Annotated in this window: 17 protein-coding genes and 1 tRNA gene; 7 read left to right on the top strand and 11 right to left on the bottom strand. The window is 71.0% G+C overall.

Annotation, left to right across the window (positions count from 1 at the left end; all coding sequences use genetic code 11):
* Window positions 1–145 precede the first annotated feature (145 nt).
* Window positions 146–2,878, top strand: a complete 2,733-nt coding sequence (gene ppc, locus SAVERM_RS18425) for a phosphoenolpyruvate carboxylase (RefSeq protein ID WP_010984997.1) — start codon at window positions 146–148, stop codon at window positions 2,876–2,878.
* 88 nt (window positions 2,879–2,966) lie between these two features.
* Here ppc and SAVERM_RS18420 read toward each other — a convergent pair whose 3' ends face one another.
* The 6 genes from SAVERM_RS18420 to SAVERM_RS18395 all read right to left on the bottom strand — a co-directional run bounded on the left by SAVERM_RS18420 (window position 2,967) and on the right by SAVERM_RS18395 (window position 7,780).
* Window positions 2,967–3,455, bottom strand: a complete 489-nt coding sequence (locus tag SAVERM_RS18420) for a hypothetical protein (RefSeq protein WP_037644839.1) — start codon at window positions 3,453–3,455, stop codon at window positions 2,967–2,969.
* Between the two features lie 108 nt (window positions 3,456–3,563).
* Window positions 3,564–4,175, bottom strand: coding sequence for an aminoacyl-tRNA hydrolase (gene pth / locus SAVERM_RS18415; RefSeq protein WP_010984995.1), 612 nt, complete (start codon window positions 4,173–4,175; stop codon window positions 3,564–3,566).
* A 78-nt stretch (window positions 4,176–4,253) separates the two neighbouring features.
* The gene (locus tag SAVERM_RS18410) at window positions 4,254–4,847 is read right to left on the bottom strand and encodes a 50S ribosomal protein L25/general stress protein Ctc (RefSeq protein WP_010984994.1); all 594 of its coding nucleotides are present in this window, start codon (window positions 4,845–4,847) and stop codon (window positions 4,254–4,256) included.
* A 178-nt stretch (window positions 4,848–5,025) separates the two neighbouring features.
* Window positions 5,026–6,000 (bottom strand): ribose-phosphate diphosphokinase, encoded by a 975-nt coding sequence (locus SAVERM_RS18405; protein ID WP_010984993.1) that lies wholly within the window; start codon window positions 5,998–6,000, stop codon window positions 5,026–5,028.
* 147 nt (window positions 6,001–6,147) lie between these two features.
* Window positions 6,148–7,596: a bifunctional UDP-N-acetylglucosamine diphosphorylase/glucosamine-1-phosphate N-acetyltransferase GlmU gene (gene glmU / locus SAVERM_RS18400; protein WP_010984992.1), complete on the bottom strand. Its 1,449-nt coding sequence runs from the start codon at window positions 7,594–7,596 to the stop codon at window positions 6,148–6,150.
* A 112-nt stretch (window positions 7,597–7,708) separates the two neighbouring features.
* Window positions 7,709–7,780 (bottom strand) — tRNA-Gln (locus tag SAVERM_RS18395).
* A gap of 376 nt (window positions 7,781–8,156) precedes the next feature.
* Between SAVERM_RS18395 and SAVERM_RS18390 the strand changes: the two genes are divergently transcribed.
* Window positions 8,157–9,476 (top strand): sensor histidine kinase, encoded by a 1,320-nt coding sequence (locus SAVERM_RS18390; protein WP_010984991.1) that lies wholly within the window; start codon window positions 8,157–8,159, stop codon window positions 9,474–9,476.
* A gap of 17 nt (window positions 9,477–9,493) precedes the next feature.
* Here the strand turns inward: SAVERM_RS18390 and SAVERM_RS18385 are convergent, their stop codons facing one another.
* Together SAVERM_RS18385 and SAVERM_RS18380 are read right to left on the bottom strand one after the other, a co-directional pair.
* On the bottom strand, window positions 9,494–9,988 hold the full coding sequence (locus SAVERM_RS18385) for an SUKH-3 domain-containing protein (protein ID WP_010984990.1): 495 nt from the start codon (window positions 9,986–9,988) through the stop codon (window positions 9,494–9,496).
* 75 nt (window positions 9,989–10,063) lie between these two features.
* Entirely contained in the window at window positions 10,064–10,564 is a 501-nt protein-coding gene (locus tag SAVERM_RS18380; RefSeq protein WP_010984989.1) for a YwqJ-related putative deaminase, read from the bottom strand.
* Window positions 10,565–10,817: 253 nt separating this feature from the next.
* Here SAVERM_RS18380 and SAVERM_RS18375 point away from each other — a divergent pair, with 253 nt between their 5' ends.
* From SAVERM_RS18375 to SAVERM_RS43750, 3 genes are all read left to right on the top strand, one after another.
* Window positions 10,818–11,804 (top strand): SMI1/KNR4 family protein, encoded by a 987-nt coding sequence (locus SAVERM_RS18375; protein ID WP_010984988.1) that lies wholly within the window; start codon window positions 10,818–10,820, stop codon window positions 11,802–11,804.
* A 7-nt stretch (window positions 11,805–11,811) separates the two neighbouring features.
* A complete protein-coding gene (locus SAVERM_RS18370; protein WP_042493232.1) occupies window positions 11,812–14,889 on the top strand; it encodes an SUKH-4 family immunity protein in 3,078 nt (1,025 codons plus the stop codon).
* Window positions 14,890–15,182: 293 nt separating this feature from the next.
* Window positions 15,183–16,082: a coiled-coil domain-containing protein gene (locus tag SAVERM_RS43750; protein WP_010984986.1), complete on the top strand. Its 900-nt coding sequence runs from the start codon at window positions 15,183–15,185 to the stop codon at window positions 16,080–16,082.
* A gap of 75 nt (window positions 16,083–16,157) precedes the next feature.
* On the opposite strand, the gene SAVERM_RS18360 is transcribed toward SAVERM_RS43750, so the two are convergent.
* The 3 genes from SAVERM_RS18360 to SAVERM_RS18350 all read right to left on the bottom strand — a co-directional run bounded on the left by SAVERM_RS18360 (window position 16,158) and on the right by SAVERM_RS18350 (window position 20,150).
* Window positions 16,158–17,804, bottom strand: coding sequence for a sodium/solute symporter (locus SAVERM_RS18360; protein WP_010984985.1), 1,647 nt, complete (start codon window positions 17,802–17,804; stop codon window positions 16,158–16,160).
* Window positions 17,801–18,280, bottom strand: a complete 480-nt coding sequence (locus SAVERM_RS18355; RefSeq protein WP_010984984.1) for a DUF485 domain-containing protein — start codon at window positions 18,278–18,280, stop codon at window positions 17,801–17,803. The genes SAVERM_RS18360 and SAVERM_RS18355 overlap by 4 nt, the downstream gene beginning before the upstream one ends.
* A gap of 325 nt (window positions 18,281–18,605) precedes the next feature.
* The gene (locus SAVERM_RS18350) at window positions 18,606–20,150 is read right to left on the bottom strand and encodes an MFS transporter (RefSeq protein ID WP_037645190.1); all 1,545 of its coding nucleotides are present in this window, start codon (window positions 20,148–20,150) and stop codon (window positions 18,606–18,608) included.
* A gap of 402 nt (window positions 20,151–20,552) precedes the next feature.
* On the opposite strand from SAVERM_RS18350, the gene SAVERM_RS18345 reads away from it, so the two are divergent.
* Window positions 20,553–21,341, top strand: coding sequence for an ABC transporter ATP-binding protein (locus SAVERM_RS18345; protein ID WP_010984982.1), 789 nt, complete (start codon window positions 20,553–20,555; stop codon window positions 21,339–21,341).
* Entirely contained in the window at window positions 21,338–23,905 is a 2,568-nt protein-coding gene (locus SAVERM_RS18340; RefSeq protein WP_010984981.1) for an ABC transporter permease, read from the top strand. Before SAVERM_RS18345 ends, SAVERM_RS18340 begins: the two co-directional genes overlap by 4 nt.
* Window positions 23,906–24,132 lie beyond the last annotated feature (227 nt).

Genomic DNA, 24,132 nt, shown 5'->3' with positions numbered 1-24,132 from the left:
GTCGGACAGCGCGGTCCGCTCTGAATTTCTTCCCGGATGCCCCGTCCCTAAGCGGCACCCGCCGTGCGGTCGCCACCCGGGTTCCCTCCCAGACGAGCTTCAGACGAGCTTTTGACAAGCTTCAACACTGCAAGGAGCCGCACCTGTGAGCAGTGCCGACGACCAGACCACCACGACCAGCAGCGAGCTGCGCGCCGACATCAGGCGCCTGGGCGACCTCCTGGGCGAGACCCTCGTCCGTCAGGAGGGCCCCGAACTCCTCGACCTGGTCGAGAAGGTCCGCCGCCTGACCCGCGAGGACGGCGAAGCAGCCGCCGAGCTGCTGCGTGGCACGGAACTCGAGACCGCGGCCAAGCTGGTCCGCGCCTTCTCCACCTACTTCCACCTGGCGAACGTCACCGAACAGGTGCACCGTGGCCGAGAACTGCGCACCAAGCGCGCCGCCGAAGGCGGACTTCTCGCCCGTACCGCCGACCGGCTGAAGGACGCGGACCCCGAGCACCTGCGCGCGACGGTCAAGAACCTCAACGTCCGCCCCGTGTTCACCGCCCACCCCACGGAAGCCGCCCGCCGCTCGGTGCTGAACAAGCTCCGCCGGATCGCCGCACTCCTGGAGACCCCGGTCATCGAGGCGGACCGCCGCCGCTACGACACCCGGCTGGCCGAGAACATCGACCTCGTCTGGCAGACCGACGAACTGCGCGTCGTCCGCCCCGAGCCCGCCGACGAGGCCCGCAACGCCATCTACTACCTCGACGAACTGCACGCCGGCGCCGTGGGCGACGTCCTGGAAGACCTCACGGCCGAGCTCGAGCGGGTCGGCGTACAGCTCCCCGACGACACCCGCCCCCTCACCTTCGGCACCTGGATCGGCGGCGACCGCGACGGCAACCCCAACGTCACCCCCGAGGTGACCTGGGACGTCCTCATCCTCCAGCACGAGCACGGCATCAACGACGCCCTCGAGCTCATCGACGAACTCCGCGGCTTCCTCTCCAACTCCATCCGCTACACGGGAGCGACCGAGGAACTGCTGACGTCGCTCGGGACCGACCTCGAACGCCTGCCCGAGATCAGCCCGCGCTACAAGCGCCTCAACGCCGAAGAGCCCTACCGGCTCAAGGCCACCTGCATCCGGCAGAAGCTCGAGAACACCAAGCAGCGCCTCGCCAAGGGCACCGCCCACCAGCCCGGCCGCGACTACCTCGGCACCGGCGAACTGCTCCACGACCTCAAGCTGATCCAGACCTCCCTGCGCGAGCACCGCGGCGGCCTCTTCGCCGACGGCCGCATGGACCGCACCATCCGCACACTCGCCGCCTTCGGCCTCCAGCTCGCCACCATGGACGTACGCGAACACGCCGACGCCCACCACTACGCACTCGGCCAGCTCTTCGACCGCCTCGGCGAGGAATCCTGGCGCTACGCCGACATGCCCCGCGACTACCGCGGCAAGCTCCTCGCCAAGGAACTGCGTTCCAGAAGGCCGCTCGCTCCCAGCCCCGCCCCGCTCGACGCGGCCGGCGCCAAGACCCTCGGCGTCTTCCACACCGTCAAGCGAGCCCTCGCAGTCTTCGGACCCGAGGTCATCGAGTCGTACATCATCTCGATGTGCCAGGGCGCCGACGACGTCTTCGCCGCCGCCGTCCTCGCCCGCGAGGCCGGACTCCTCGACCTGCACGCCGGCTGGGCCAAGATCGGCATCGTGCCGCTCCTGGAGACCACCGACGAGCTCAAGGCCGCGGACACCATCCTCGAAGACATGCTCTCCGACCCGTCCTACCGCCGCCTGGTCGCCCTGCGCGGCGACGTCCAGGAGGTCATGCTCGGGTACTCCGACTCGTCCAAGTTCGGCGGCATCACCACCAGCCAGTGGGAGATCCACCGCGCCCAGCGACGCCTGCGCGACGTCGCTCACCGCTACGGCGTACGCCTGCGCCTCTTCCACGGCCGCGGCGGCACCGTGGGCCGTGGCGGCGGCCCCTCCCACGACGCGATCCTCGCCCAGCCCTGGGGCACCCTGGAGGGCGAGATCAAGGTGACCGAGCAGGGCGAGGTCATCTCCGACAAGTACCTCGTCCCCTCGCTCGCCCGCGAGAACCTCGAACTGACGGTCGCCGCGACGCTCCAGGCGTCCGCCCTGCACACCGCGCCCCGCCAGTCCGACGAGGCGCTGGCCCGCTGGGACGCGGCGATGGACGTCGTCTCCGACGCCGCCCACTCCGCTTACCGGCGGCTCGTCGAGGACCCTGACCTGCCGACGTACTTCCTCGCCTCCACGCCGGTCGACCAGCTCGCCGACCTGCACCTGGGCTCGCGGCCCTCCCGTCGCCCCGGCTCGGGCGTCTCGCTCGACGGACTGCGCGCCATCCCGTGGGTCTTCGGCTGGACCCAGTCCCGGCAGATCGTGCCCGGCTGGTTCGGCGTCGGCTCCGGTCTCAAGGCACTGCGCGAGGCGGGCCTGGACACCGTGCTCGACGAGATGCACGAGCAGTGGCACTTCTTCCGGAACTTCCTCTCGAACGTCGAGATGACCCTCGCGAAGACCGACCTGCGGATCGCCCGCCACTACGTCGACACCCTCGTCCCGGACCACCTCAAGCACGTCTTCGCCACCATCGAGGCCGAGCACGAACTCACCGTCCGTGAGGTCCTGCGGATCACCGGCGGGGAGAAGCTCCTGGACACCCACCCCGTCCTCCAGCAGACCTTCGCCATCCGCGACGCCTACCTCGACCCGATCTCCTACCTCCAGGTCGCCCTGCTCAAGCGCCAGCGCGACGCCGCGGCAGCGGACACGCCCCCCGACCCGCTCCTGGCCCGCGCCCTGCTCCTCACCGTCAACGGCGTGGCGGCCGGCCTGCGCAACACCGGCTGACCGCACACCCACGCGAGAGTGCCCCCGTGCCGCACACCGGCACGGGGGCACTCCCCGTTCCACCCCCGGGCGGGCCCGCGCGGGGCGACTACTGAAGCGCCGCGAACGCCGCCGTCAGCAACACCAGCCCCGAACCCGCCAGCGCCCACGCCGTACGCGCCATCCGCAGACCACCCGCCACCACGACCGACGCCAGCAGCAACGCACCGCCGAGCGGCACCCACGCGTAGAGAACCCCGGCCGGACCGGTCCGCACCACCTGGTCGGACCCCGGCTTCACCACGACCGTCAGCACCTCGCCCCGCCGCACCGCCACGGGCTGCTCGATGACGACCCGTGCCCGGGCCTTCGAACCCTCGGTCGCGGGCACGTACGGGCCCGTACACCGGTCCCCCGAGCACCGCGCCACCGTCATCGTGCCCCGCTCGCGCCCCTTCGTCAGCATCACGTGCTGAGCGGTACCCCACGAGCCCCAGACACCCGCGATCAGAATCAGCACGGCGACCGTTCCCATCGCCGCGATCCGCCCGAACCGCAGCACCGCGTACGCGCTCTGAGTGGAGGAGACGGCAGGCATGGCGGCGATCCTTGGCCATGACAACGCGCCCGGTCAACTCCGACGGGGGACAAGTCCCCAGTTGTACGCCTACAAAAGGCGCCCGTACTCCTACCTACGGAGGCACCCTCAGGAGTTGTACGTCCCCTGCGCCCGCTCCAGCCCCTCGATCACCAGACACTCCGCGGCGTCCGCCGCGCGGTCGACGAGGTAGTCGAGCTCCTTGCGCTCCGCCGACGCGAAGTCCTTCAGCACGAAATCGGCGACCTGCATACGGCCCGGAGGGCGTCCGATGCCGAACCGCACCCGGTGGTAGTCCGGGCCCATCGCCTTCGTCATCGACTTGAGCCCGTTGTGGCCGTTGTCGCCGCCGCCGAGCTTGAGCCGCAGGACGCCGTAGTCGATGTCCAACTCGTCGTGGACCGCCACGATGTTCGCCACCGGCACCTTGTAGAACTCCCGCAGCGCGTTCACCGGACCGCCGGACAGATTCATGTACGACATCGGCTTCGCCAGAATCACCCGCCGGTTCGCCGGACCGGGCGGCCCGATGCGCCCCTCGATCACCTGCGCCTGCGCCTTACCGGCCCGCTTGAACTTCCCCCCGATCCGCTCCGCCAGCAGATCGGCCACCATGAACCCCACGTTGTGCCGGTTCCGCGCGTACTCCGGCCCCGGATTCCCGAGCCCTACGATCAACCAGGGCGCATTGGCGTCGCTCGTCACGTCCGTGTCTCCCATATGTCCTTGATACGCGCCAGCCGCCGCTCCTGGTGGGAGCGGCGGCTGACAGAAGAGATTCCGGGGGTTCCGGGAGGATCAGGCCTCGGAACCGACCTCGGCGGTACCGGCGGCCTCCTCGGCGGCCTCCTCCGCCTGAGCGGCCAGGACCTGGAGAACGACCGCGTCCTCGTCGATGGCCAGGGTGGTGCCGGAGGGCAGCGGGATGTCCTTGGCGAGGATGGAGGCGCCGGCCTCCAGGCCCTCGATGGAAACCGTGACCGACTCGGGGATGTGCGTGGCCTCGGCCTCGACCGTCAGCGTGCTCAGCACGTGCTCGAGCAGGTAGGCACCCGGAGCCAGGTCGCCCTCGGTGTGCACGTAGACCTCGACGTTGACCTTCTCGCCACTGCGGACGAGCAGCAGGTCGACGTGCTCGAGGAAGCCCTTGATCGCGTCACGCTGCACGGCCTTCGGGATCGCCAGCTGCGCCTTGCCCTCGATGTCCAGGGAGAGCAGAACGTTCGGGGTGCGCAGGGCGAGCAGCAGCTCGTGGCCCGGCAGCGTGATGTGGACCGGCTCGGCACCGTGACCGTAGACAACGGCGGGAACCTTGCTCTCACGGCGGATGCGACGCGCGGCACCCTTGCCGAACTCGGTGCGGGGCTCAGCGGCGAGCTTGACCTCGGACATGATCACTCCTCGTAGTACAGGGGGAAAGGTGGTCACCCGGCCACAACAATCGGCCTGCTACGAAGAGCGCGTCGATAACGGACCGCCGCACCGAACAGTGCGGCCTCCCTCGCCGAGCAACTGTGACAGCTTACGCGGCGGGGAGGCCGTACCTGAAATCGATCTACCCGACCGAGGACTACTGCTCGTCGAAGAGGCTCGTCACCGAACCGTCCTCGAACACCTCACGCACCGCGTTGGCGATCGTCGGCGCGATCGACAACACCGTGATCTTGTCGAGCTCCAGCTCACCCGGCGTCGGCAGGGTGTCCGTGAAGACGAACTCACTGACCTTGGAGTTCTTCAGACGGTCGGCCGCCGGACCGGAGAGCACACCGTGCGTCGCCGTCACGATGACGTCCTCCGCGCCATGCGCGAACAGCGCGTCCGCGGCGGCACAGATCGTGCCACCCGTGTCGATCATGTCGTCGACGAGCACGCAGACGCGGCCCTTCACGTCACCGACCACCTCGTGGACGGTGACCTGGTTGGCCACGTCCTTGTCGCGACGCTTGTGGACGATCGCCAGCGGAGCGTCCAGACGGTCGCACCAGCGGTCCGCGACCCGCACGCGGCCGGCGTCGGGAGAGACGACGGTCAGCTTGCTGCGGTCGACCTTCGCGCCCACGTAGTCCGCCAGGATCGGCAGCGCGAAGAGGTGATCGACCGGACCGTCGAAGAAGCCCTGGATCTGGTCCGTGTGCAGATCGACGGTGAGGATGCGGTCCGCGCCCGCCGTCTTCATCAGGTCGGCGATCAGACGCGCCGAAATCGGTTCACGCCCACGGTGCTTCTTGTCCTGCCGCGCGTAACCGTAGAACGGCACGATCACCGTGATGCTCCGGGCGGACGCCCGCTTCAGAGCGTCGATCATGATCAACTGCTCCATGATCCACTTGTTGATCGGAGCCGTGTGGCTCTGGATCAGGAAGCAGTCGGCACCGCGCGCCGACTCCTGATAGCGGACGTAGATCTCACCGTTGGCGAAGTCGAAGGCCTTCGTCGGGACTACCCCGACACCCAGCTTGTGGGCGACCTCCTCGGCAAGCTCGGGGTGGGCGCGGCCGGAGAAGAACATCATCTTCTTCTCGCCGGTCGTCTTGATCCCGGTCACAGCACTGTCTCCTCAGAGGTGTCTCAGCAGGGTGCGAGAGGACATCTCAGCCGCGCGAACTCGCTGCTCGCCGTGAGAGGTCTTCCCAGCTGGGGGTGCGGGTGTGCACTTATCACGGTACGCCGTCCCAGACGCACCGCTTTCCGCTCAGTCTTCGCCTTCCGGCTTCCGGGAAGCCACCTCGGCCGCCTTCGCGGCAGCACTTCCCGGACGCTTACGGGCCACCCAGCCCTCGATATTCCGCTGCTGGCCACGGGCCACGGCCAGCGAACCGGGCGGCACGTCCTTCGTGATGACCGAGCCCGCCGCGGTGTACGCGCCGTCCCCGACCGTGACAGGAGCCACAAACATGTTGTCCGAACCGGTGCGGCAGTGCGACCCCACCGTGGTGTGGTGCTTGTCCTGACCGTCGTAGTTCACGAACACGCTCGCGGCACCGATGTTGGAGTACTCGCCGATCGTCGCGTCACCCACGTACGACAGGTGCGGCACCTTCGTGCCCTCGCCGATCGAGGCGTTCTTGGTCTCGACGTACGTGCCCACCTTGGCCTTCGCCCCGAGCCGCGTACCGGGACGCAGATACGCGAACGGACCGACGCTGGCCTGCGCCCCCACGTCCGCCCTCTCGGCCACCGTGTTGTCGATCCGCGCGCCCGCGCCGACCCGGGTGTCCTTGAGCCGCGAGTTGGGGCCGACCTCGGCACCCTCACCCAGCTGCGTGGTGCCCTGGAGCTGCGTCCCCGGGTGCACGATCGCGTCCTGCCCGAAGGTGACCGTCACGTCGATCCACGTGGTCGCCGGGTCCACCACCGTCACGCCGGCGAGCATGGCCCGGGTGAGGAGCCGGTCGTTGAGGATGCGGCGGGCCTCCGCCAGCTGCACGCGGTTGTTGATGCCGGCGATCTCCCGGTGGTCGGCGGCCACGGAGGCGCCCACCCGGTGCCCGGCCTCGCGCAGGATCCCGAGGACGTCGGTGAGGTACTCCTCGCCCTGGCTGTTGTCGGTACGCACCTTGCCGAGCGCGTCGGCGAGGAGCCGCCCGTCGAAGGCGAAGACCCCGGAGTTGATCTCACGGACGGCGCGCTGCGACTCGCTGGCGTCCTTGTGCTCGACGATGGCCGTCACGGCACCGGAGGCGCCGTCGCGCACGATGCGGCCGTAGCCGGTGGCGTCGGGGACCTCGGCGGTCAGCACGGTGACGGCGTTGCCGTCGGCGGTGTGCGTGGCGGCGAGCTGCCGCAGCGTCTCCCCGCTGAGCAGGGGGGTGTCGCCGCAGACGACGACCACGGTCCCGTCGACGACGCCGCCGAGCTCTTCGAGGCCCATCCGGACGGCGTGCCCGGTCCCGTTCTGCTCGGCCTGGACGGCCGTACGCACGGCCGGGTCGATCTCGGCGAGGTGCGCGGTGACCTGCTCACGGGCGTGTCCCACGACGACGACCAGGTTCTCGGGCTCCAACTCGCGCGCGGCGGCGAGTACATGACCGACGAGGGAGCGGCCGCAGATGTCGTGGAGGACCTTGGGTGTGGCCGACTTCATACGGGTGCCCTCACCCGCTGCGAGAACGACGACGGCTGCCGGGCGGATGGCGCTCACGGGGATGCCCTTCGGCTTTGGTGGGTGGGGACATCCGCAGGATACCGGGGCGTTTGTGGGGGGACATGGGAGCGGGCCCTGACATGACGGTCAGGGCCCGGGCCGAGCATCGCTCCCCCGCCAGGACTCGAACCCGGACAGATGGCACCAAAAGCCACAGTGCTGCCAATTACACCACGGGGGATAGAACTCAACTGAACCGGACATTTGGTCAGGTCGTCGAGTCGGCACCCAACACTATGCCGTACCAGGCGCCCTCGATGCGACGGTACAGATCGGCGCTCTGGAGAACGACGGTACGGATCGGCGCTCTGGAGAACGTAGATCACGAGACACCCCCGGTAGGCGTCGCCGGCGTTCTCGCGGACCGTTGTGCCCTGTGTGTGCGCCATGGGCATACCGTCCGGGCGGAATGCCGGGTTCCGGCATCGAACGTCGTGCGATTCGGCAGTTCGAGCGATACCGGATGGTTTCGCTTCTGTTCGATTGCGGGGTGTGGTGTAGGCCAGTACGCGAAACTCGCCGGAAAAGGGGCACCCGCCGCCCGTAGGCTGGGAGGCATGACCACGACGGGGGAAGCGGAAACCGGGGCCTTGACCGGGCCCTGGTGGTGGACGCGGTGGCGGAGTGCGGTGCTCGATATCGGGCTGGCTCTGCTGTCCGCGGTCGAATGCGTGATCGAGGGTGCCAGGTTCGCGCGGGATGCCGCGCTGCCGCTCCCTGTCGGCATGGTGTTCGGGTTGTTCGCCGGCCTGGTGCTGGTGCTGCGGCGCAAGTGGCCGATCGCGGTCGTGCTCGTCTCCATCGCCATCGCGCCGGCCCAGATGGGCTTCCTCATGGGGGTCGTGGGGCTGTACACCCTGGCCGCCTCGGAGCTGCCCCGGCGGATCATCGGCTCGCTCGCCGGTATGTCGTTCGTCGGGATGCTGATCGTGACGTACGTGCGGGCCCATCAGGGTGTGGTGCGCGGCGATCTGACCATCGGTGACTGGTTCGTTCCCTTCCTGTCCATCACCACCGCTCTGGGGATGACCACCCCTCCGGTGCTGCTCGGGCTGTATGTCGGGGCGCGGCGGCGGCTCATGGAGAGTCTGCGGGAGCGGGCCGACAGTCTTGAGCGTGAGTTGATGCTGTTGGCCGAGCGGGCGGAGGAGCGGGCCGAGTGGGCCCGGAACGAGGAGCGGACGCGGATCGCGCGGGAGATGCACGATGTCGTCGCTCATCGGGTGAGTCTGATGGTGGTGCATGCCGCGGCGTTGCAGGCTGTCGCGCGCAAGGATCCCGAGAAGGCGGTGAAGAACGCGGCGCTGGTGGGGGACATGGGGCGGCAGGCGCTCACCGAGTTGCGGGAGATGCTCGGGGTGCTGCGGACGGGTGACGGGACGGTGTCCCGGGTGCGGGCGGTGCCGCTGGTCGCTGTCGGGGTCGCCGCCGCCGCTGCCGCGTCGCGGGCCGTGGAGGATCCCTCGGACGGGCCGTGTCTTGCCGACCTCGACGTGTTGGTGGGGCAGTCGGCGGCGGCCGGGATGGCGGTCGATCTGTCGGTGGAGGGGGATGCGCGGTCGTATGCGCGTGAGGTGGAGCAGACGGCGTACCGGGTGGTGCAGGAGGCGTTGACCAACGTTCACAAGCATGCGGCGGGGGCCAAGACGCGGGTGCGGCTCGCGCACCGGAGTGCGGAGATCGCGATGCAGGTGGAGAACGGGCCGCCGCCGGAGCCGGGGTCCGCGGAGTCCGCGCGGCTGCCGAGCGGGGGGAACGGGCTGGTGGGGATGAAGGAGCGGGTCTCCGCGCTGGGCGGGGTGTTTGTGTCCGGGCCCACGGACGCGGGTGGTTTTCGGGTGTCGGCGGTGATTCCGGCGGGGGCGGAGGCGGCCTGAGGGCCGGTTTCCGGGGGTCAGCCCGCGGTGAGGCGTACGGGTTCGATGCCGGTCAGGAGGGTGGTGAGGCCCTGGTCGATGTCGGGGCCGAGGTACCAGTCGCCGGTGTGGTCGAGGGCGTAGACGCGGCCCTCGGTGTCGATGGCGACGAGGGCGCGGCTGTCGGATTCCTCGCCGAGGGGGCAGACCTCGGTGTCGAGGGCGCGGCCGAGGTCGCCGAGGGTGCGGGCCAGGTGGAGGCCGTGCAGCGGGTCGAGGTGGAGCGTGGCGGGGGCGAGTTGGCGGCCGGGGCCCTGCGCGGTGAGGTGCAGGCCGCCGAATTCCGCCCACGCTTCGACGGCTGCGGGGAACACGGTGTGGCGGTGGCCTGCGGGGGAGGTGTGGCTGCGGAGGGTGTCGGCCCAGAATTCCGCCTGCTTTATGTCCCAGCGTCCCGGCTGCCAGCCCGCGGTGCGCAGGGCGGCGTCCACGGGGACGGAGAAGCGTGTGGTGGAGGTGCGGTCGGCGTGCATCTGCCCTTCGTTCGTCTAGTGCCAGGGGTGGGCGTCGTTGCCGTGGTGCGGGCGTACGGGGTTGCGTGGGGGGAGTCAGCCCTGTGCCGTGGGGTCGACGATGCGTACGCCGAAGTGGTCGCTGAGGGCTGTGCAGGCGCGGCAGGGTGTGGCGAAGCTGCCGTGCAGCGGGTCGCCGTCCTCGCGGATGCGGCGCGCGGTGAGTTTGGCCTGCTTGAGGGCTTTGCGGGCTTCGCCGTTGGTCATCGGTTTGCGGGCGGCGCGTTTGGTGCGGGTGGCGTCGACGGCGGCGATGTGGCGGGAGATCAGGAGGACTTCGGCGCAGCGTCCGCTGAAGCGGTCGCGCTGGCTGCTGGTGAGGGTGTCGAGGAAGTCCTGGACGAGGGGGTGCAGCGGTGGGGGCTGGTCGCCGCGGGCGGCGGTGCCGGTGAGGGTGGCGCCGCGTACGGAGAGGGCGGCGGCGACGGTGGGGAGTATGCCGTCGCGGCGGTGGAGGAGGGTGGGTGCGTGCGGTGTCCCGGTGCTGCTCCAGCCGACCCGGGGGTCCCCGGATGTGTCCGTTTGTGTCGCGTTCATGGTCGTGGTCCCCTCCCCTGGCATTCTTCCGGGGGGACTCCCTCGCGTCTCCCGGAGGGACACAGACTGCCAAACGCCGTGGCTGGTGCGGAAGCTGGGGCGTCGCGACACGCCCGGGCGTCGTCGTATCGTCACGGCGGGGTGACGGCTGGTCACGGAAGCGGAGGCCCGGTGACCGGTGTCGTCGTACCGCATAGGCTGTCGATATCCGAGGTCCGTACAGCTATTCAGAACGCCGCAGGGGGCAACCGCCATGACGACAGGTCGGCTCGGGCAGCAAGCCGCGCCGCCGAACGCGGCCTATGCCGGGCAGGTCGTGCAATTCCCGGATCCGGTCCGGGCTGCCCGTCACCCGAGGGGTGTGCGGGTCGACGAGCACGGTTATCCCGACTTCTCGGCCTACGCGCGTGCCGCGGCGGAGATCGCGGAGCCTCCGGAGGGCTTCGGTGTCGATGAGTTGCGTCTCACGGACTATGTCTCGGCGAACGCGGCGCTGGCCGCGTCCGGGCATGACTTGTGGGACACGATTCCGGCGGTGGCGACTCCGCACGGCTGGACCTGGCATCACGTGCCGGGGACACGGCGCGTTGAGCTGGTGCCGGTCGAGGTGAAGGCGTTGCTGCGGCATCACGGTGGTCTGGCGACGGCCGTGGTGGACCAGAACAAGCGGGGCACGCGGCCGTTGCAGGAGACGCGGCCGGCGCATTTCGGGTTGCCGAAGTCGTCGGTGGCGGTGACGGAGCAGCAGGTCCAGGGTGTGGAAGAGGATCTGGGGTACCGGCTGCCGGGCGCGTACCGGTCGTTCCTGAAGGCGGCGGGTGGTTGTGCGCCGGTGGGTGCCGCGTTGGACGCCGAGCTGGGTCTGCTGGTGGACCAGCCGTTCTTCACGGTGCGTGACGAGGCCGCGGTCAACGACCTGGTGTATGTGAACAAGTGCCTGCGGGACCATCTGACCAAGGATTACCTGGGGGTCGGGTTCGTGCAGGGCGGTCTGGTGGCCGTGAAGGTGAAGGGCGACGGGGCCGGGTCGGTCTGGTTCTGCGCGTATGACGATGCCCGGGATCAGGACGCGTGGCCGCCGGCGGAGCGGGTGCAGCGGCTGTTGTTGCCGTGCGGTGAGGACTTCGACCAGTTCCTGTCGCGGCTCGCGGGTAATCCGCCGGAGCTGGAGACGGTGGCGAATCTGATGGTGGACGGCGGTTTCGCGCGTGCCGTTCCCGTCTCTTCGGTGGGGGAGTGAGCGTCCGATGGTGACCTTCGCGCAGGCGCAGGAGCGCGCCGAGGAATGGATCAACGGGGACGTGCCCGGCTATCAGCACCGTGAGGTGCGGGTGCGGGAGTTCGAGCTGGGGTTCGTGGTGTGGGCCGAGGACCGCGCCGACGGTCCGCGTTCGGACGGGGGCGCGCAGCGGCTCGTCATCGCGCGGGACAGCGGGGAGGCGACGCTGTGGCCCGGGCTGCCGGTGGGTGAGGTGATCCGTCGGTACGAGGAGGAGTACGGGGTGCCGGAGGTGGTGCCGGAAGCGGCGCCGGTGCCTCCGGCGCGGGTGGATCTGAATCAGACGTCGTTCTTGTTGAGCCCGCCGGAGTGGCTCCAGGAGGCGGCGGACCGGATGGGGATTCCGGACCGGCGGAACGGTACGTCGGGCGGTGCGTCCGGGGGTACCTCGGGCGGTGCGTCCGGCGGTGTGGCCGGTGGCGCGTCGGGTTCCGGGGTCGGTGGTACGTCCGGTGGGGCGGCCGCCGCGGTGTCCGGTGGGGCGTCCGGTGGGGTTTCGGATGCGCGCGGGAACGCGGACGCGCACGGTGCGTCGGCCGCGCCGGGGGCGCACGCCGCGTCGGCGGCTCCCGGCGGGGGTACGCCGTGGCCCGCGGCCGGTGGTGCGGACGACGACGTACAGGACGCGGCGCCGCAGGACAGCGTTCCGGGTCCGCCTCCGGGGGCGACCCCGTGGGCCGGGACCGACACCAACGCGGAGGCGGGCGAGGACCGTTCGGTGCCGTTGCCCGCGACCGTGTTCGCGCCGCCGCTGAGCGGCCTCGGCGACCTGAGGGACGAGGACACTCCGCCGCCGGCCGCGACGCCGGACGCCAAGACGGCGCTGATGTCGGGCGGCAGCGGGCTTCCGCGTACGACGGTGGCGCCGGCCCTCGACGACGCGGTGCCCGCTGCTCCGCAGGGCCCCGTCACGCCGCCCCCGGGCCCCGGTGCTCCGCGGGTTCCCTCCGGGCCGTCGGCGGCCCAGGGTCCCGGTGCGCCGGAGGGTGCGGCCCCGAGTGCGCCTTCGTACGGCTATCCGCAGGGTCCCGGCGCGGCCCCGAGTGCGCCTTCGTACGGCTATCCGCAAGGTCCCGGCGCGGTTCCGGGGACGCCGCCGCCCGGTGCCCCGCAGGCTCCCGGTGCTCCGCACGCTCCGGGTGCTCCGCAGGCTCCGACGGGTTCGCCCGTTCCGGGGCGGCCGCTCGCGCCGAACGCCGGTGACATCGCCGACGCCGCGACCAGCAAGGCGGCGCCGCCTCGGGGTGCGCGCGCGGGTGCGCCGCGTCCGCCGGGCGCGCCGGGGGTTCCGGGTGCGCCTGGAACGCCGGGTGCGCCCGGTGCCATGCCTCCGGCGTCCGGGCCCGGTGCTCCGGGTACGCCCGCGGGCGGGTACGTGCCGACGCAGCTCGTCTCGCAACTGGGTCCGGACGGGCCCGAGGGCCTCGCGGGCCCGAATCCGCCGAGCGCGCCCGGTACGCCGAACCCTCCGGGCGGTACGCCGCCCGGGGGTGTCCATCACGCGGCCACGATGTTCGCCGACCCGGGCCGGCCCGGTGCCGGCCCCGGCGCGCCCCAGCCCCCCGGTCCGCCCGGCGCTCCGGGCCGTCCGGGCGTCCCGAACCCTCCGGGCCCGCCCGGTGCTCCCGGTCAGCCGGGTGCTCCCGGCGCGCCCGGTGCCCCGAACACTCCGGGCGGTACGCCTCCCGGTGGCGTCCATCACGCGGCCACCATGCTCGCCGGTCCCTCGGTGGGCGGCCCGGGCGCGCCGCTTCCGCCGCCGGGTGCCCCCGGTGCCCCGGGCATGCCTCCGGGCGCACCCGGTGCTCCTGGAGCCCCCGGTGGCCCCGGTGGTGTGCACCACGCCGAGACGATGCTGGCCGGTCCCCCGGTCGGCGGTCCCGGTCTGCCCCCGCCGGGTGCTCCCGGTGCTCCGGGCATGCCTGCCGGTACGCCTCCGGGTGTGCCGCAGGGCTGGCCGCCGCCCCAGCCGGGACAGGCCATGGCGCCGCAGCCGATGCCCGGTCAGCCGATGCCGCCGCAGCCGATGCCCGGTCAGCAGCCCCCGGCGTACGGCTATCCGCCAACCGGTCAGCCGACCGTCGGTCCCGGCTACCAGGCCGTGCTGCGCTACCGCGCCCAGGACGGTTCCGAGCAGCAGCTCATCCGGCGTTCGGCGCCGGGCACCCCGCACCCGGAGTGGCAGATCCTGCACGAGCTGCGCGCCATGAACGTGCCGCCGCAGCAGGTGCTGGAGCTGCACACGGAGTTGGAGTCGTGCGAGCTGCCGGGTGCGTACTGTGCGCGGATGATCCGGGAGAGCTGGCCGCAGGCGCGGATCACCAGCATCGCCACGTACGGCACGGATCACGCGAGCCGTCAGCAGGGCATGCAGGAACTCCTCGCGCACCAGGGCGAGTTGCATCAGGTGGCGGACGGTCCGGCGCGGCCGGGTCCGGTGCGGTCGCCGCTGCCGCCGGTGCCGCCGGCGCAGCCGATCCCGCCGGAGGCGATCGCGCAGGAGCTGGCGGCCGCCTTCGGTCCCGGTGTCTTCCACTTCGACCAGGCCGCGGTGTCCCGGCAGGGGGTGCCGCCGATCGTGGCGCACACCCTGGTGGTGGCCGGTCTGCCGGTCGACATGGGCCCGTTCTTCTGGGCGCAGGCCCAGCCGGGCCGTCCGGTGCCGACCCTGGCGGAGCTGGCGCAGGAGCGCGGGGTGCAGCCGGGCCCGGACGCGGGTTCGTACCTCGTGATGGGAAGCGACTTCGGCAAGGCGATCTGCGTCCAGTACGGCACGGCGAACATCGTCGCCGTGCCGGTGGAGGCGGGGCCGGGCGGTGCGCCCGTATCGCCGCAGTTCGTGAACACGGGGCTGCCCGAGTTCGCGCGCTGTCTCGCACTGCTGGGCCGGATGTGGCGCCTGCGGTTCGGTCTCAACCAGGAGCAGGCGGGCCGCTGGACGGTCGACTTCCAGGCGCAGCTCGCCTCCCTCGATCCGGCGGCGCTCGGCTCTCCGGAGAGCTGGTGGTCGGTGCTGCTGGAGCAGATGTGGGACGGGTTGTTGTAGGACGAAGCTGAGGGAATCCAAGGGTCGGGCCCGGTCGAATGACCGGGCCCGACCCTTTTGCGTGCGCACGCTGAACCGTTCCGACCGTGACGGGCAGGCGGAGTGTCGCGTTATGAACACTTACGCCCGATCCATCAAGATGTGCGCGAAATCTTCATTTCGTGTACGGCATTCTGTGTAGACGTTCTGTGTACGGCGTTCTGTGTACGGCAATCCGTTTTATGACGTTCCGTTGAGAACGTTCCGTGTATGGCGTTCCGTGTATGGCGGAGAGGGGTTCCACGATGAGCACGATGGGCAGCGCACCGGTGTCGCCGCACGGCTTCGTGCCCGTACGGCGTGGCTACCGTCCCGAGCAGGTCGACGCGTATGCCGCGGCCCTCTCGCGGGATCGCGACGCCGCCTGGGAGCGGGCCGCGCGGCTGACCGTGCTGGCGAGGGAGATGGAGGGGGAGGCGCTGCGGCTGCGCGAGACGGTGGCGGGGCTGGCTCCGCAGGGGTACGAGTCGCTCGGCGAGCGGGCGCGGCGGATCTTCGAGCTGGGGCAGGAGGAGGCCGAGGCCGTACGGGAGTCCGCGCGGCGGGAGGCCCGGGACGTCGTCGAGGAGGCGGAGGCCGAGGGGCGGCGGGTGCGGGAGGCCGCGCAGGCGTATGCCGACGAGGTGTGCGAGGAGGCGGAGGAGCGGATCCGTACGCGGCTGCTCGCGGCCCGGGCCGAGGCGGACGACCTGCGGATCTCGGCGCGGCGCGAGGTGAAGGAGGGGCGCGGCGAGGCGCTGGCGGCGCTGCGGGAGGTGCGGCAGCGCACGGAGGCGCTGCTCGCCGAGCAGGAGAAGGAGCACGCGGAGCGCGGGCAGCGGGCGGAGCGGGAGGCGGCCGAGCGGGCGGCGGCGCTCGACGCGCACCACGCGGAGCGGGTGGTGCGCGCCGAGGCCGCGCTGGCCGAGGCCGAACGGGCCCTGGTGGAGGCGGCGGAGTCGGCCCGGCAGGCGCAGCAGGACGCGGAGGAGCGGGCCCGGGTGCTGCTCGCCGAGGCCCGCGTCCATGCGGACCGCGTCGCCCGTGAGACGGAGCGGGTGCTGCGGGATCACGGCGAGCAGTGGGACTGCGTACGGGCCCATATGGACCACGTACGCAGCAGCCTCACCGCACTGACGGGGCGGGCCCCGGCGGAGTGGGCCGAGGGCCTTTGACGCTCAGCCGCCCGAGGCCCTTGCGCTCACCCGCCGAGGGCCCGTGATGCCCGTCCGCCGAAGGTTCTTGGGCGCTCATCCGCTCCTGCGCACCGCCCCCGCCAGGATCCATCCCTCGACGGCTTCGTACTGCCTGCGCTGTGCCTCCGCCTTTTGCCGGCCCGAGAGCAGCGTGCCGAGCCAGCCGAGGAGGAAGCCGAGGGGGATGGTGGCCAGGCCCGTCGTCGTGAACGGGAACCAGTTGAAGTCGGCGTCGGGGAAGGCGGCGGCGGGTGAACCGGTGACCAGGTTGGTGCCCGGCAGCAGCAGGACCACGGACAGGGTGCCGCCGATCAGGGTGCAGAGCAGGCCGGTTCGGGTGTAGCGGCGCCAGAAGAGGCCGTAGACCAGGGCCGGCGCGATGGCGGACGCGCCGATGCAGAACGACAGGGTGACCAGCGGCTGCAGACTGCGGTGGTGGACGAGGGTGGCCAGCAGGATCGTCGGTACGCCCACCGCCAGCGCCGACAGGCGGGCCAGGGTCATCTCGCGGCGCGGCGACATCTCCTGCACCCGCGCGGCGAACACGTCGTGGGCGAGGGAGTTGGCGCAGGCGAGGATCATCCCGGCGACCGAGGCGAGCAGGGTGAGGAAGAGCGCGGTGGTCACGGTGGTGAACAGGAGTGTCTCCGCCGACGACACGTCCGGGCCGAACGCCGCCCGCGAGCCCAGCAGGTAGGCCGTGTTGCCCTGTGGGTCGGCGGCGGCGATGGCTTCGCGGCCGACCAGCGCCGTCGCGCCGAAGCCGACGACGGTGATGACGAGCACGAACAGCGCCACCGCGGGCACCGCCCAGGACATCGACCGCCGCACCTGACGTGCGCTGTTGGCGGTGTACATGCGCATGGTGACGTGCGGGAGGCAGCCGCCGCCCAGGACGACCGTCAGCTCCGTAGTGATCATGTCGAGGCGCGGGTTGGGCCCGCCGGCGAACTCGAGCCCGGAGCGCAGGAACGCCGGTCCCGCGCCGCTGTGTGCCGCCGCGGCCGAGAACAGGGCGCCCGGGTCCCAGTCGAAGCGGTGCAGGATGAGCACGGCGACGACGGCGCCGGAACCGAGCAGCATGACGATCTTCATGATCTGGATGAGGGCGGTGCCTTTCATACCGCCGATCGCCGCGTAGCTGATCATCAGCGCGCCGAGGCCGATGATGCAGCCGGTCTTCAGGGTGTCGTTGGAGAAGCCGAGGATGAACGACAGCAGGTCGCCCGTTCCGGCCAGTTGGACGAGCATCAGCGGCAGCAGCGCGGCGATGGTGACGACGCACGCGGTGACGCGTACCGCCCGTCCGGGCATGCGCCGGGCGAGAGCGTCCCCCATGGTGAACTGGCCCGCGTTGCGCAGGGGTTCGGCCAGCAGGAACATCAGCAGCATGAGGGACAGGGCCGTGCTGAGGGCGAGTACGACACCGTCGTAGCCGGTGAGGGCGATGACTCCGCCGGTGCCGAGGACGGTCGCGGCGGAGATGTAGTCGCCCGCGATGGCGAGGCCGTTGCGCATCGGGGACAGGGAGCCGTAGCCCGTGTAGAACTCTTCGAGGTCGTCGCGGTCGGGCCCGGTCATCACGCACAGCAGGAGCGTGATGGTGGCGACGGTCGTGAACGCCACGAGCGACATCGCCTGCGCGGAACTGCTGAATCCGGTGAAGGCGGGTGCGGCGTGTTGTGTGCTGCTCGTGCTCATCGTGCGGCCTCCCGCTGGGCGTCCAGGTCGGCCTGCTTGCGGATGCGGTCGGCGATCGGGTCGACGGTGTGCTGTGCCGTGTACTCGTACAGGGCGATCGCCAGACCGGTGACGGGTACTTGGAGCAGTCCGAGCAGCAGTCCCAGGGACAGGCCGCCGGAGACGGTGCGGGTCATGAAGGACGGGGCGAACGCGGACAGGAGCAGGAAGAGCATGAAGTAGCCGAGCGCGGTGAGCGTGGCCACGCGGCGCTGCCAGCGGTAGGCGCCGCGCAGGAGCCGCAGGTCGCTGTGGTGGCCGAGGGCCGCTCGGCGCGGCTGCCGCTGCCGGGCGGGTTCGGACGGTTGCGGCTGCCAGGGGTAAGTGGCGTAGGAGGGGGACGAGTTGGCCGGAGGATCGAGGTGGGCGTGGTGCGGTGGGGTGGAGTAGGTGTGGTGCGGTGGAACGGGATACGACGGGGACGGGTCGTAGGACATCCCGGTTCTCCTTGCGTGGCTCGGGTCCGGTGCGGGACCGCAGGGAGCGGGGGGCGGTGGCGACGCACGCTACTCGGAGGTGTCGGGGCGTGCGGGCTTTTCACCAAACTGAGTGGTCGGTATGCGCTTACTTCGCTGACGTCGGGTGTTACCCGCGTTTACCCCTGAGCTGTGCGCTCGCTGTGCGGCCGAGCCGTGCACCCGCTGTGCGGCCGAGCCGGCACCCGCTGTGCGGCTGAGCCGTGCACCCGCTGTGCGGCCCGGCGGCCGGGCCGTCCCCTGGCGTGGCCGAGTGTGCGTCCAGGCCTGATCCGCCGGACGGGCCTCAGCGGGCCGTATCGTCTTCGGCCGGCTGGGTCTTCAGCACCGGAAAGCGCCGCGGTGCCAGCACCAGCAGCACCAGGAACGCCAGCGCCGCCGCACCCGCCGCCCCCAGATACACCGCGTGGACCGCGTCCGCGATCGCCCGGCGCGTCGACTCCGGGGCGGTGCCGGCGTCCAGGGCCCGGGTCACCGAGTCGAGGTCGCTCGCGCCGCCCAGCCGCGCGGCCAGCACCCCGTTGGCGATCGCGCCGAAGACCGACGCGCCGATGGTCTGGCCGGTCTGGCGGCAGAACAGTACGGACGCGGTGGTCGTGCCGCGTTCCGCCCAGCCGACGGTCGACTGGACGCCGACGATCAGCGGGAGCTGGAAGAGGCCCAGCGCGGCGCCGAGCAGCAGCATCAGGAGGGCCGGCTGCCAGGCGGCGCCCGGGTACGGAAGGAAGGGGAACGCCAGCAGGATCAGGGCAGCCGCGCCGATGCCCAGCAGCGCCGTGTTGCGGAAGCCGATCCGCCGGTAGACGTGCTGGCTCAGCGCGGCCGACACCGGCCAGCTCAGCGTCCATACGGAGAGCACGAATCCGGCGGCCACCGGGGCCAGGCCGAGGACCGACTGGGCGTACGTGGGCAGGAACACGCTCGGTGCCACCATCAGCAGCCCCAGCGCGCCGAGGGCGAGATTGACCGCGGCGATCGTCCGGCGACGCCACACCCACCCGGGGATGATCGGCTCGGCCGCCCGGCGCTCGACCAGGACCACGAGCGCCGCCAGCGCGAGTCCCGTACCGGACAGGGCGATCGAGGGCGTCGACAGCCACGGCCACGCCACCCCGCCCTGCACCAGGGCCGTGATCAGGACGCCGCCGCAGGCGAACACCGCCAGCGCGCCCGCCCAGTCGACGCGCGGGCGGGTACCGGACGGTTTCCGCTCCGGTTCGTGCAGGTAGCGGACGATCAGCCACAGGGCGACCGCGCCGATCGGCAGGTTGACCAGGAAGATCCAGCGCCAGTCCGCGTACGCCGCCAGCACCCCGCCGATGCCCGGTCCGGCGACCGCCGCCACCGCCCACACCGTGGACAGCCTGGCCTGGATCCTCGGGCGCTCCTTCAGCGGGTACAGGTCCGCGGCGAGCGTCTGCACCGTGCCCTGCAACGCGCCGCCACCCAGGCCCTGCACGATCCGGAAGGCGATCAGCGCGGCCATGTTCCAGGCGGTGGCGCAGAGCAGGGAGCCGGCGAGGAACAGGGCGGCGCCCACGACGAGCACCGGCTTGCGGCCGAAGGTGTCGGAGAGTTTGCCGTAGACGGGGAGCGTGACCGTCACGGCGAGCAGATAGCCGGAGAACAGCCAGGAGAAGACCGAGAAGCCGCCGAGGTCACCGACGATCTGCGGTACGGCGGTCGAGACGATCGTCGAGTCGAGCGCGGCCAGCGCCATGGAGAGCATGAGGGCGGCGACGACGGGCCCGCGCCTGTCGGTACCGGGGGGTCGAGCCGTCTCGCGCAGTGCGGGTCTGGTGTCGTCCACCGAATTCCTTTCCCCCTGCATCCATCCGCCGCCCACACCCTCTCACTTGACCCTCACGCCACGGGAGGGTGGAGCTTGGATGGGCCGGAGGGTGGAGTCGACCCCGAGAACCGGTCCACCTCACGGTGGACTGCCCCTAGGGGGACCTCCTTACTAGGTCCCGGGGAGGGTTCGTTCCGCCGGAGGAGGAGAAGGACCGGCCCGGTCCTTAGCCTGGCTTTATGCGGTCGGGGCGTACGGGGGTCGTACGGACCGCAGCTCCGGGGGTGGGGTTTACCCCCGGAAAAGACTGCGCTGCGCACCAGCGCGCCACACCACCTCCCGGCGCCAGACTCAACGGCGTAGCGCAGCACACCGCAGGTCGTCCGCTGACCGGCCCGCGCGCACTTCTTCGCATCTGCTGACCGACATAGGAGAGTTGCCGTGACATCGGCTGTGACCATTCCCAGGCACGGGGGCACTGGAGGGCGTACGGCCGTTGCCGCGCGAGCTCGGCAGGTCGTCAAGGCGTACGGGTCCGGAGAGACCCGTGTCGTCGCTCTCGACCACGTCGACGTGGACATCGCTCGCGGCCAGTTCACCGCGATCATGGGCCCCTCGGGGTCCGGCAAGTCCACCCTGATGCACTGCCTCGCCGGGCTCGACACCGTCACCAGCGGTCAGATCTTCCTCGACGAGACCGAGATCACCGGCCTCAAGGACAAGAAGCTCACGCGGCTGCGCCGGGACCGGATCGGCTTCATCTTCCAGGCGTTCAACCTGCTGCCGACGCTGAACGCGCTGGAGAACATCACGCTGCCCATGGACATAGCGGGCCGTAAGCCGGACAAGGGCTGGCTGAGCCAGGTCGTCGAGACCGTCGGGCTCGGCGAGCGCCTCAGGCACCGGCCCACCCAGCTGTCCGGCGGCCAGCAGCAGCGCGTCGCCGTGGCGCGGGCCCTCGCGGCCCGCCCCGAGATCATCTTCGGCGACGAGCCCACCGGAAACCTCGACTCCCGTGCGGGAGCGGAGGTACTGGGCTTCCTGCGCCGCTCCGTGGCCGAGCTGGGCCAGACCATCGTGATGGTCACCCACGACCCGGTGGCCGCCTCGTACGCGGACCGGGTGCTGTACCTGGCCGACGGCCGCATCGTCGACGAGATGTACGAGCCCACCGCCGACGCCGTTCTCGACCGCATGAAGGACTTCGACGCGCGGGGGCGTACGTCATGACCGTGCTGAAGACCTCGATGCGCAACTTCTTCGCGCACAAGGGGCGGATGGCCCTGTCGGCCGTCGCGGTGCTGCTGTCGGTGGCCTTCGTCTGCGGCACGCTGGTGTTCACCGACACCATGAACACCACGTTCGACAAGCTGTTCGCGGCCACCTCCTCCGACGTGACCGTCACACCGAAGGCGGCCAAGAGCGACGAGGACCCGCAGAGCGGCAGGCCCGAGTCGATGCCCGCCTCGGCCCTGACCCGGGCCGGGAAGGCCGAGGGCGTCAAGTCCGCCGAGGGCGCCGTCAGTTCGATGAACGTGACCGTCGTCAACAGCGACAACAAGAACATGGGGTCCACCACCGGCGCCCCGACGATCGCGGGCAACTGGACGAAGAACGACCTGCGTTCGATGCAGATCACCTCAGGTCACGCCCCGCGCGGTCCGACCGAGGTCATGGTCGACGCCGACACCGCCGACAAGCACCACCTGAAGCTCGGCGACGAACTGCGCACCATCGCGGTGACGGGCGACTTCCGCGCGAAGATCGCCGGCATCGCCACCTTCAAGGTGACCAACCCCGGTGCCGCCGTCGTCTACTTCGACACCGCCACCTCGCAGCGTGAACTGCTCGGCGCCACCGGCCGGTTCACCCACATCAACGTCACGGCCGCGGCCGGCGTCGGCGACGAGCAGCTCAAGCGGAACGTCGCCGACGCACTCGGCGCCGGCGCGTACACGGTGCGGACGCAGAAGGAGACCGCCGACGAGAACCGCAAGGGCATCAACGGGTTCATGGGCGTCATCAAGTACGCCATGCTCGGCTTCGCCGGCATCGCGTTCCTGGTCGGCATCTTCCTGATCATCAACACCTTCTCGATGCTGGTGGCCCAGCGCACCCGCGAGATCGGCCTGATGCGGGCGATCGGTTCCTCCCGCGGGCAGGTCAACCGGTCCGTCCTCGTCGAGGCGCTGCTGCTCGGCGTCGTCGGCTCCCTCCTCGGGGTCGCCGCGGGCGTCGGCATCGCGGTCGGCCTGATGAAGGTCATGTCGTCGATGGGCATGGACCTGTCGACCCGGGATCTGACGGTGAAGGCGACGACCCCGGTGGCCGGCCTGCTGCTCGGCATCGTCGTCACCGTCCTCTCCGCCTACCTCCCCGCCCGACGCGCGGGCAAGGTCTCCCCGATGGCCGCGCTGCGCGACGCCGGCACCCCGGCGGACGGCAAGGCGGGTCTCGTACGCGGCCTGATCGGTCTGGTCCTCACGGGCGCCGGCACCTTCGCGCTCTACGCGGCGGCCACCGCCGACAAGGCGAGCGACGGTTCGCTGGTGCTCGGCCTGGGCGTCGTCCTGACCCTGATCGGCTTCGTGATCATCGGCCCGCTGCTCGCGGGCGTCGTGGTCCGTGTCATCAGCGCGGTGCTGCTGCGCGCCTTCGGCTCCGTGGGACGCATGGCCGAGCGCAACGCCCTGCGCAACCCGCGGCGTACGGGGGCCACCGGTGCGGCCCTGATGATCGGCCTCGCGCTGGTCGCCTGCCTCTCCGTGGTCGGCTCCTCGATGGTCGCCTCGGCGACCGACGAACTCGACAGGACCGTCGGCGCGGACTTCATCGTCCAGGGCAACCAGCGGATCGTCGCCCAGGCCGAGAAGGCCATGCAGGCCACCCCGGGTCTGGCGCACGTCACCCGCTACAAGGATCTGAAAGCCGAGCTGACCACGCCGGACGGCAAGGTCGACGGCTCCGGGATCACCGCGGCCGACCCCTCCTACGCCGAGGACCTGCACCGCAAGACGACCGCGGGCGAGCTGACGGCGGCGTACGGCAAGGACGCGATGTCGGTGGGTTCGGACTACGCCAAGAAGCACGGGGTGAAGGTCGGCGACACCGTCTCGGTCGCCTTCACCGGTGGCAGCACGGCCAGGCTGAAGGTCGCGGCGATCACGGACGACGACGTCGCGATCGACCAGGGCGCGCGCTACATGTCCATCGAGACCATGAAGAAGTACGTGCCGGCCGGCAAGATCCCGCCGAACCAGATCATGTTCGGCGAGGCGAAGAAGGGCCAGGAGAAGCAGGCGTACGCGGCGCTGAAGAAGGCCATGGAGCCCTACCCGCAGTACCAGGTCCGCGACCAGACCGACTACAAGCAGGAACTGAAGGATCAGGTCGGCCAGCTCCTGAACATGGTCTACGGCCTGCTGGCCCTCGCGATCATCGTGGCGGTCCTCGGCGTGATCAACACCCTCGCCCTGTCGGTGGTGGAGCGGACACGTGAGATCGGTCTGATGCGGGCCATCGGCCTCTCCCGGCGCCAGCTGCGCCGCATGATCCGCCTGGAGTCGGTGGTGATCGCGCTGTTCGGCGCGCTGCTCGGCCTCGGCCTGGGCATGGGCTGGGGCACCACCGCCCAGAAGCTCCTGGCGCTGGAGGGCCTGAACGTCCTGGAGATCCCCTGGCCGACGATCATCGGGGTGTTCATCGGCTCGGCCTTCGTGGGCCTGTTCGCCGCACTGATCCCGGCGTTCCGGGCAGGCCGGATGAACGTCCTGAACGCGATCGCCACCGAGTAGCCTCCGGCGGTTGTGGCCGTGGCCCTGGCCGCGGTCGCGGTCGCGGACGGGGACGGGGGAACGGGGGACGGGCCCGGTTCCGGAGGCACATCGCCTGCGGAACCGGGCCCGCCGCCGTCCCTCACCCGTCACAAGGTGAGCGGACGTTGTCCACAGCCCCGCGCATGCCGGCGCGGGGCGTCGTACGCTGGAGAACCCCCGGCCCGTGAGACGTGTCGGGCCCTTCG

The organism is Streptomyces avermitilis MA-4680 = NBRC 14893, assembly GCF_000009765.2.
Lineage (GTDB): Bacteria > Actinomycetota > Actinomycetes > Streptomycetales > Streptomycetaceae > Streptomyces > Streptomyces avermitilis.
This window is presented reverse-complemented; position numbering and strand designations above follow the sequence as displayed.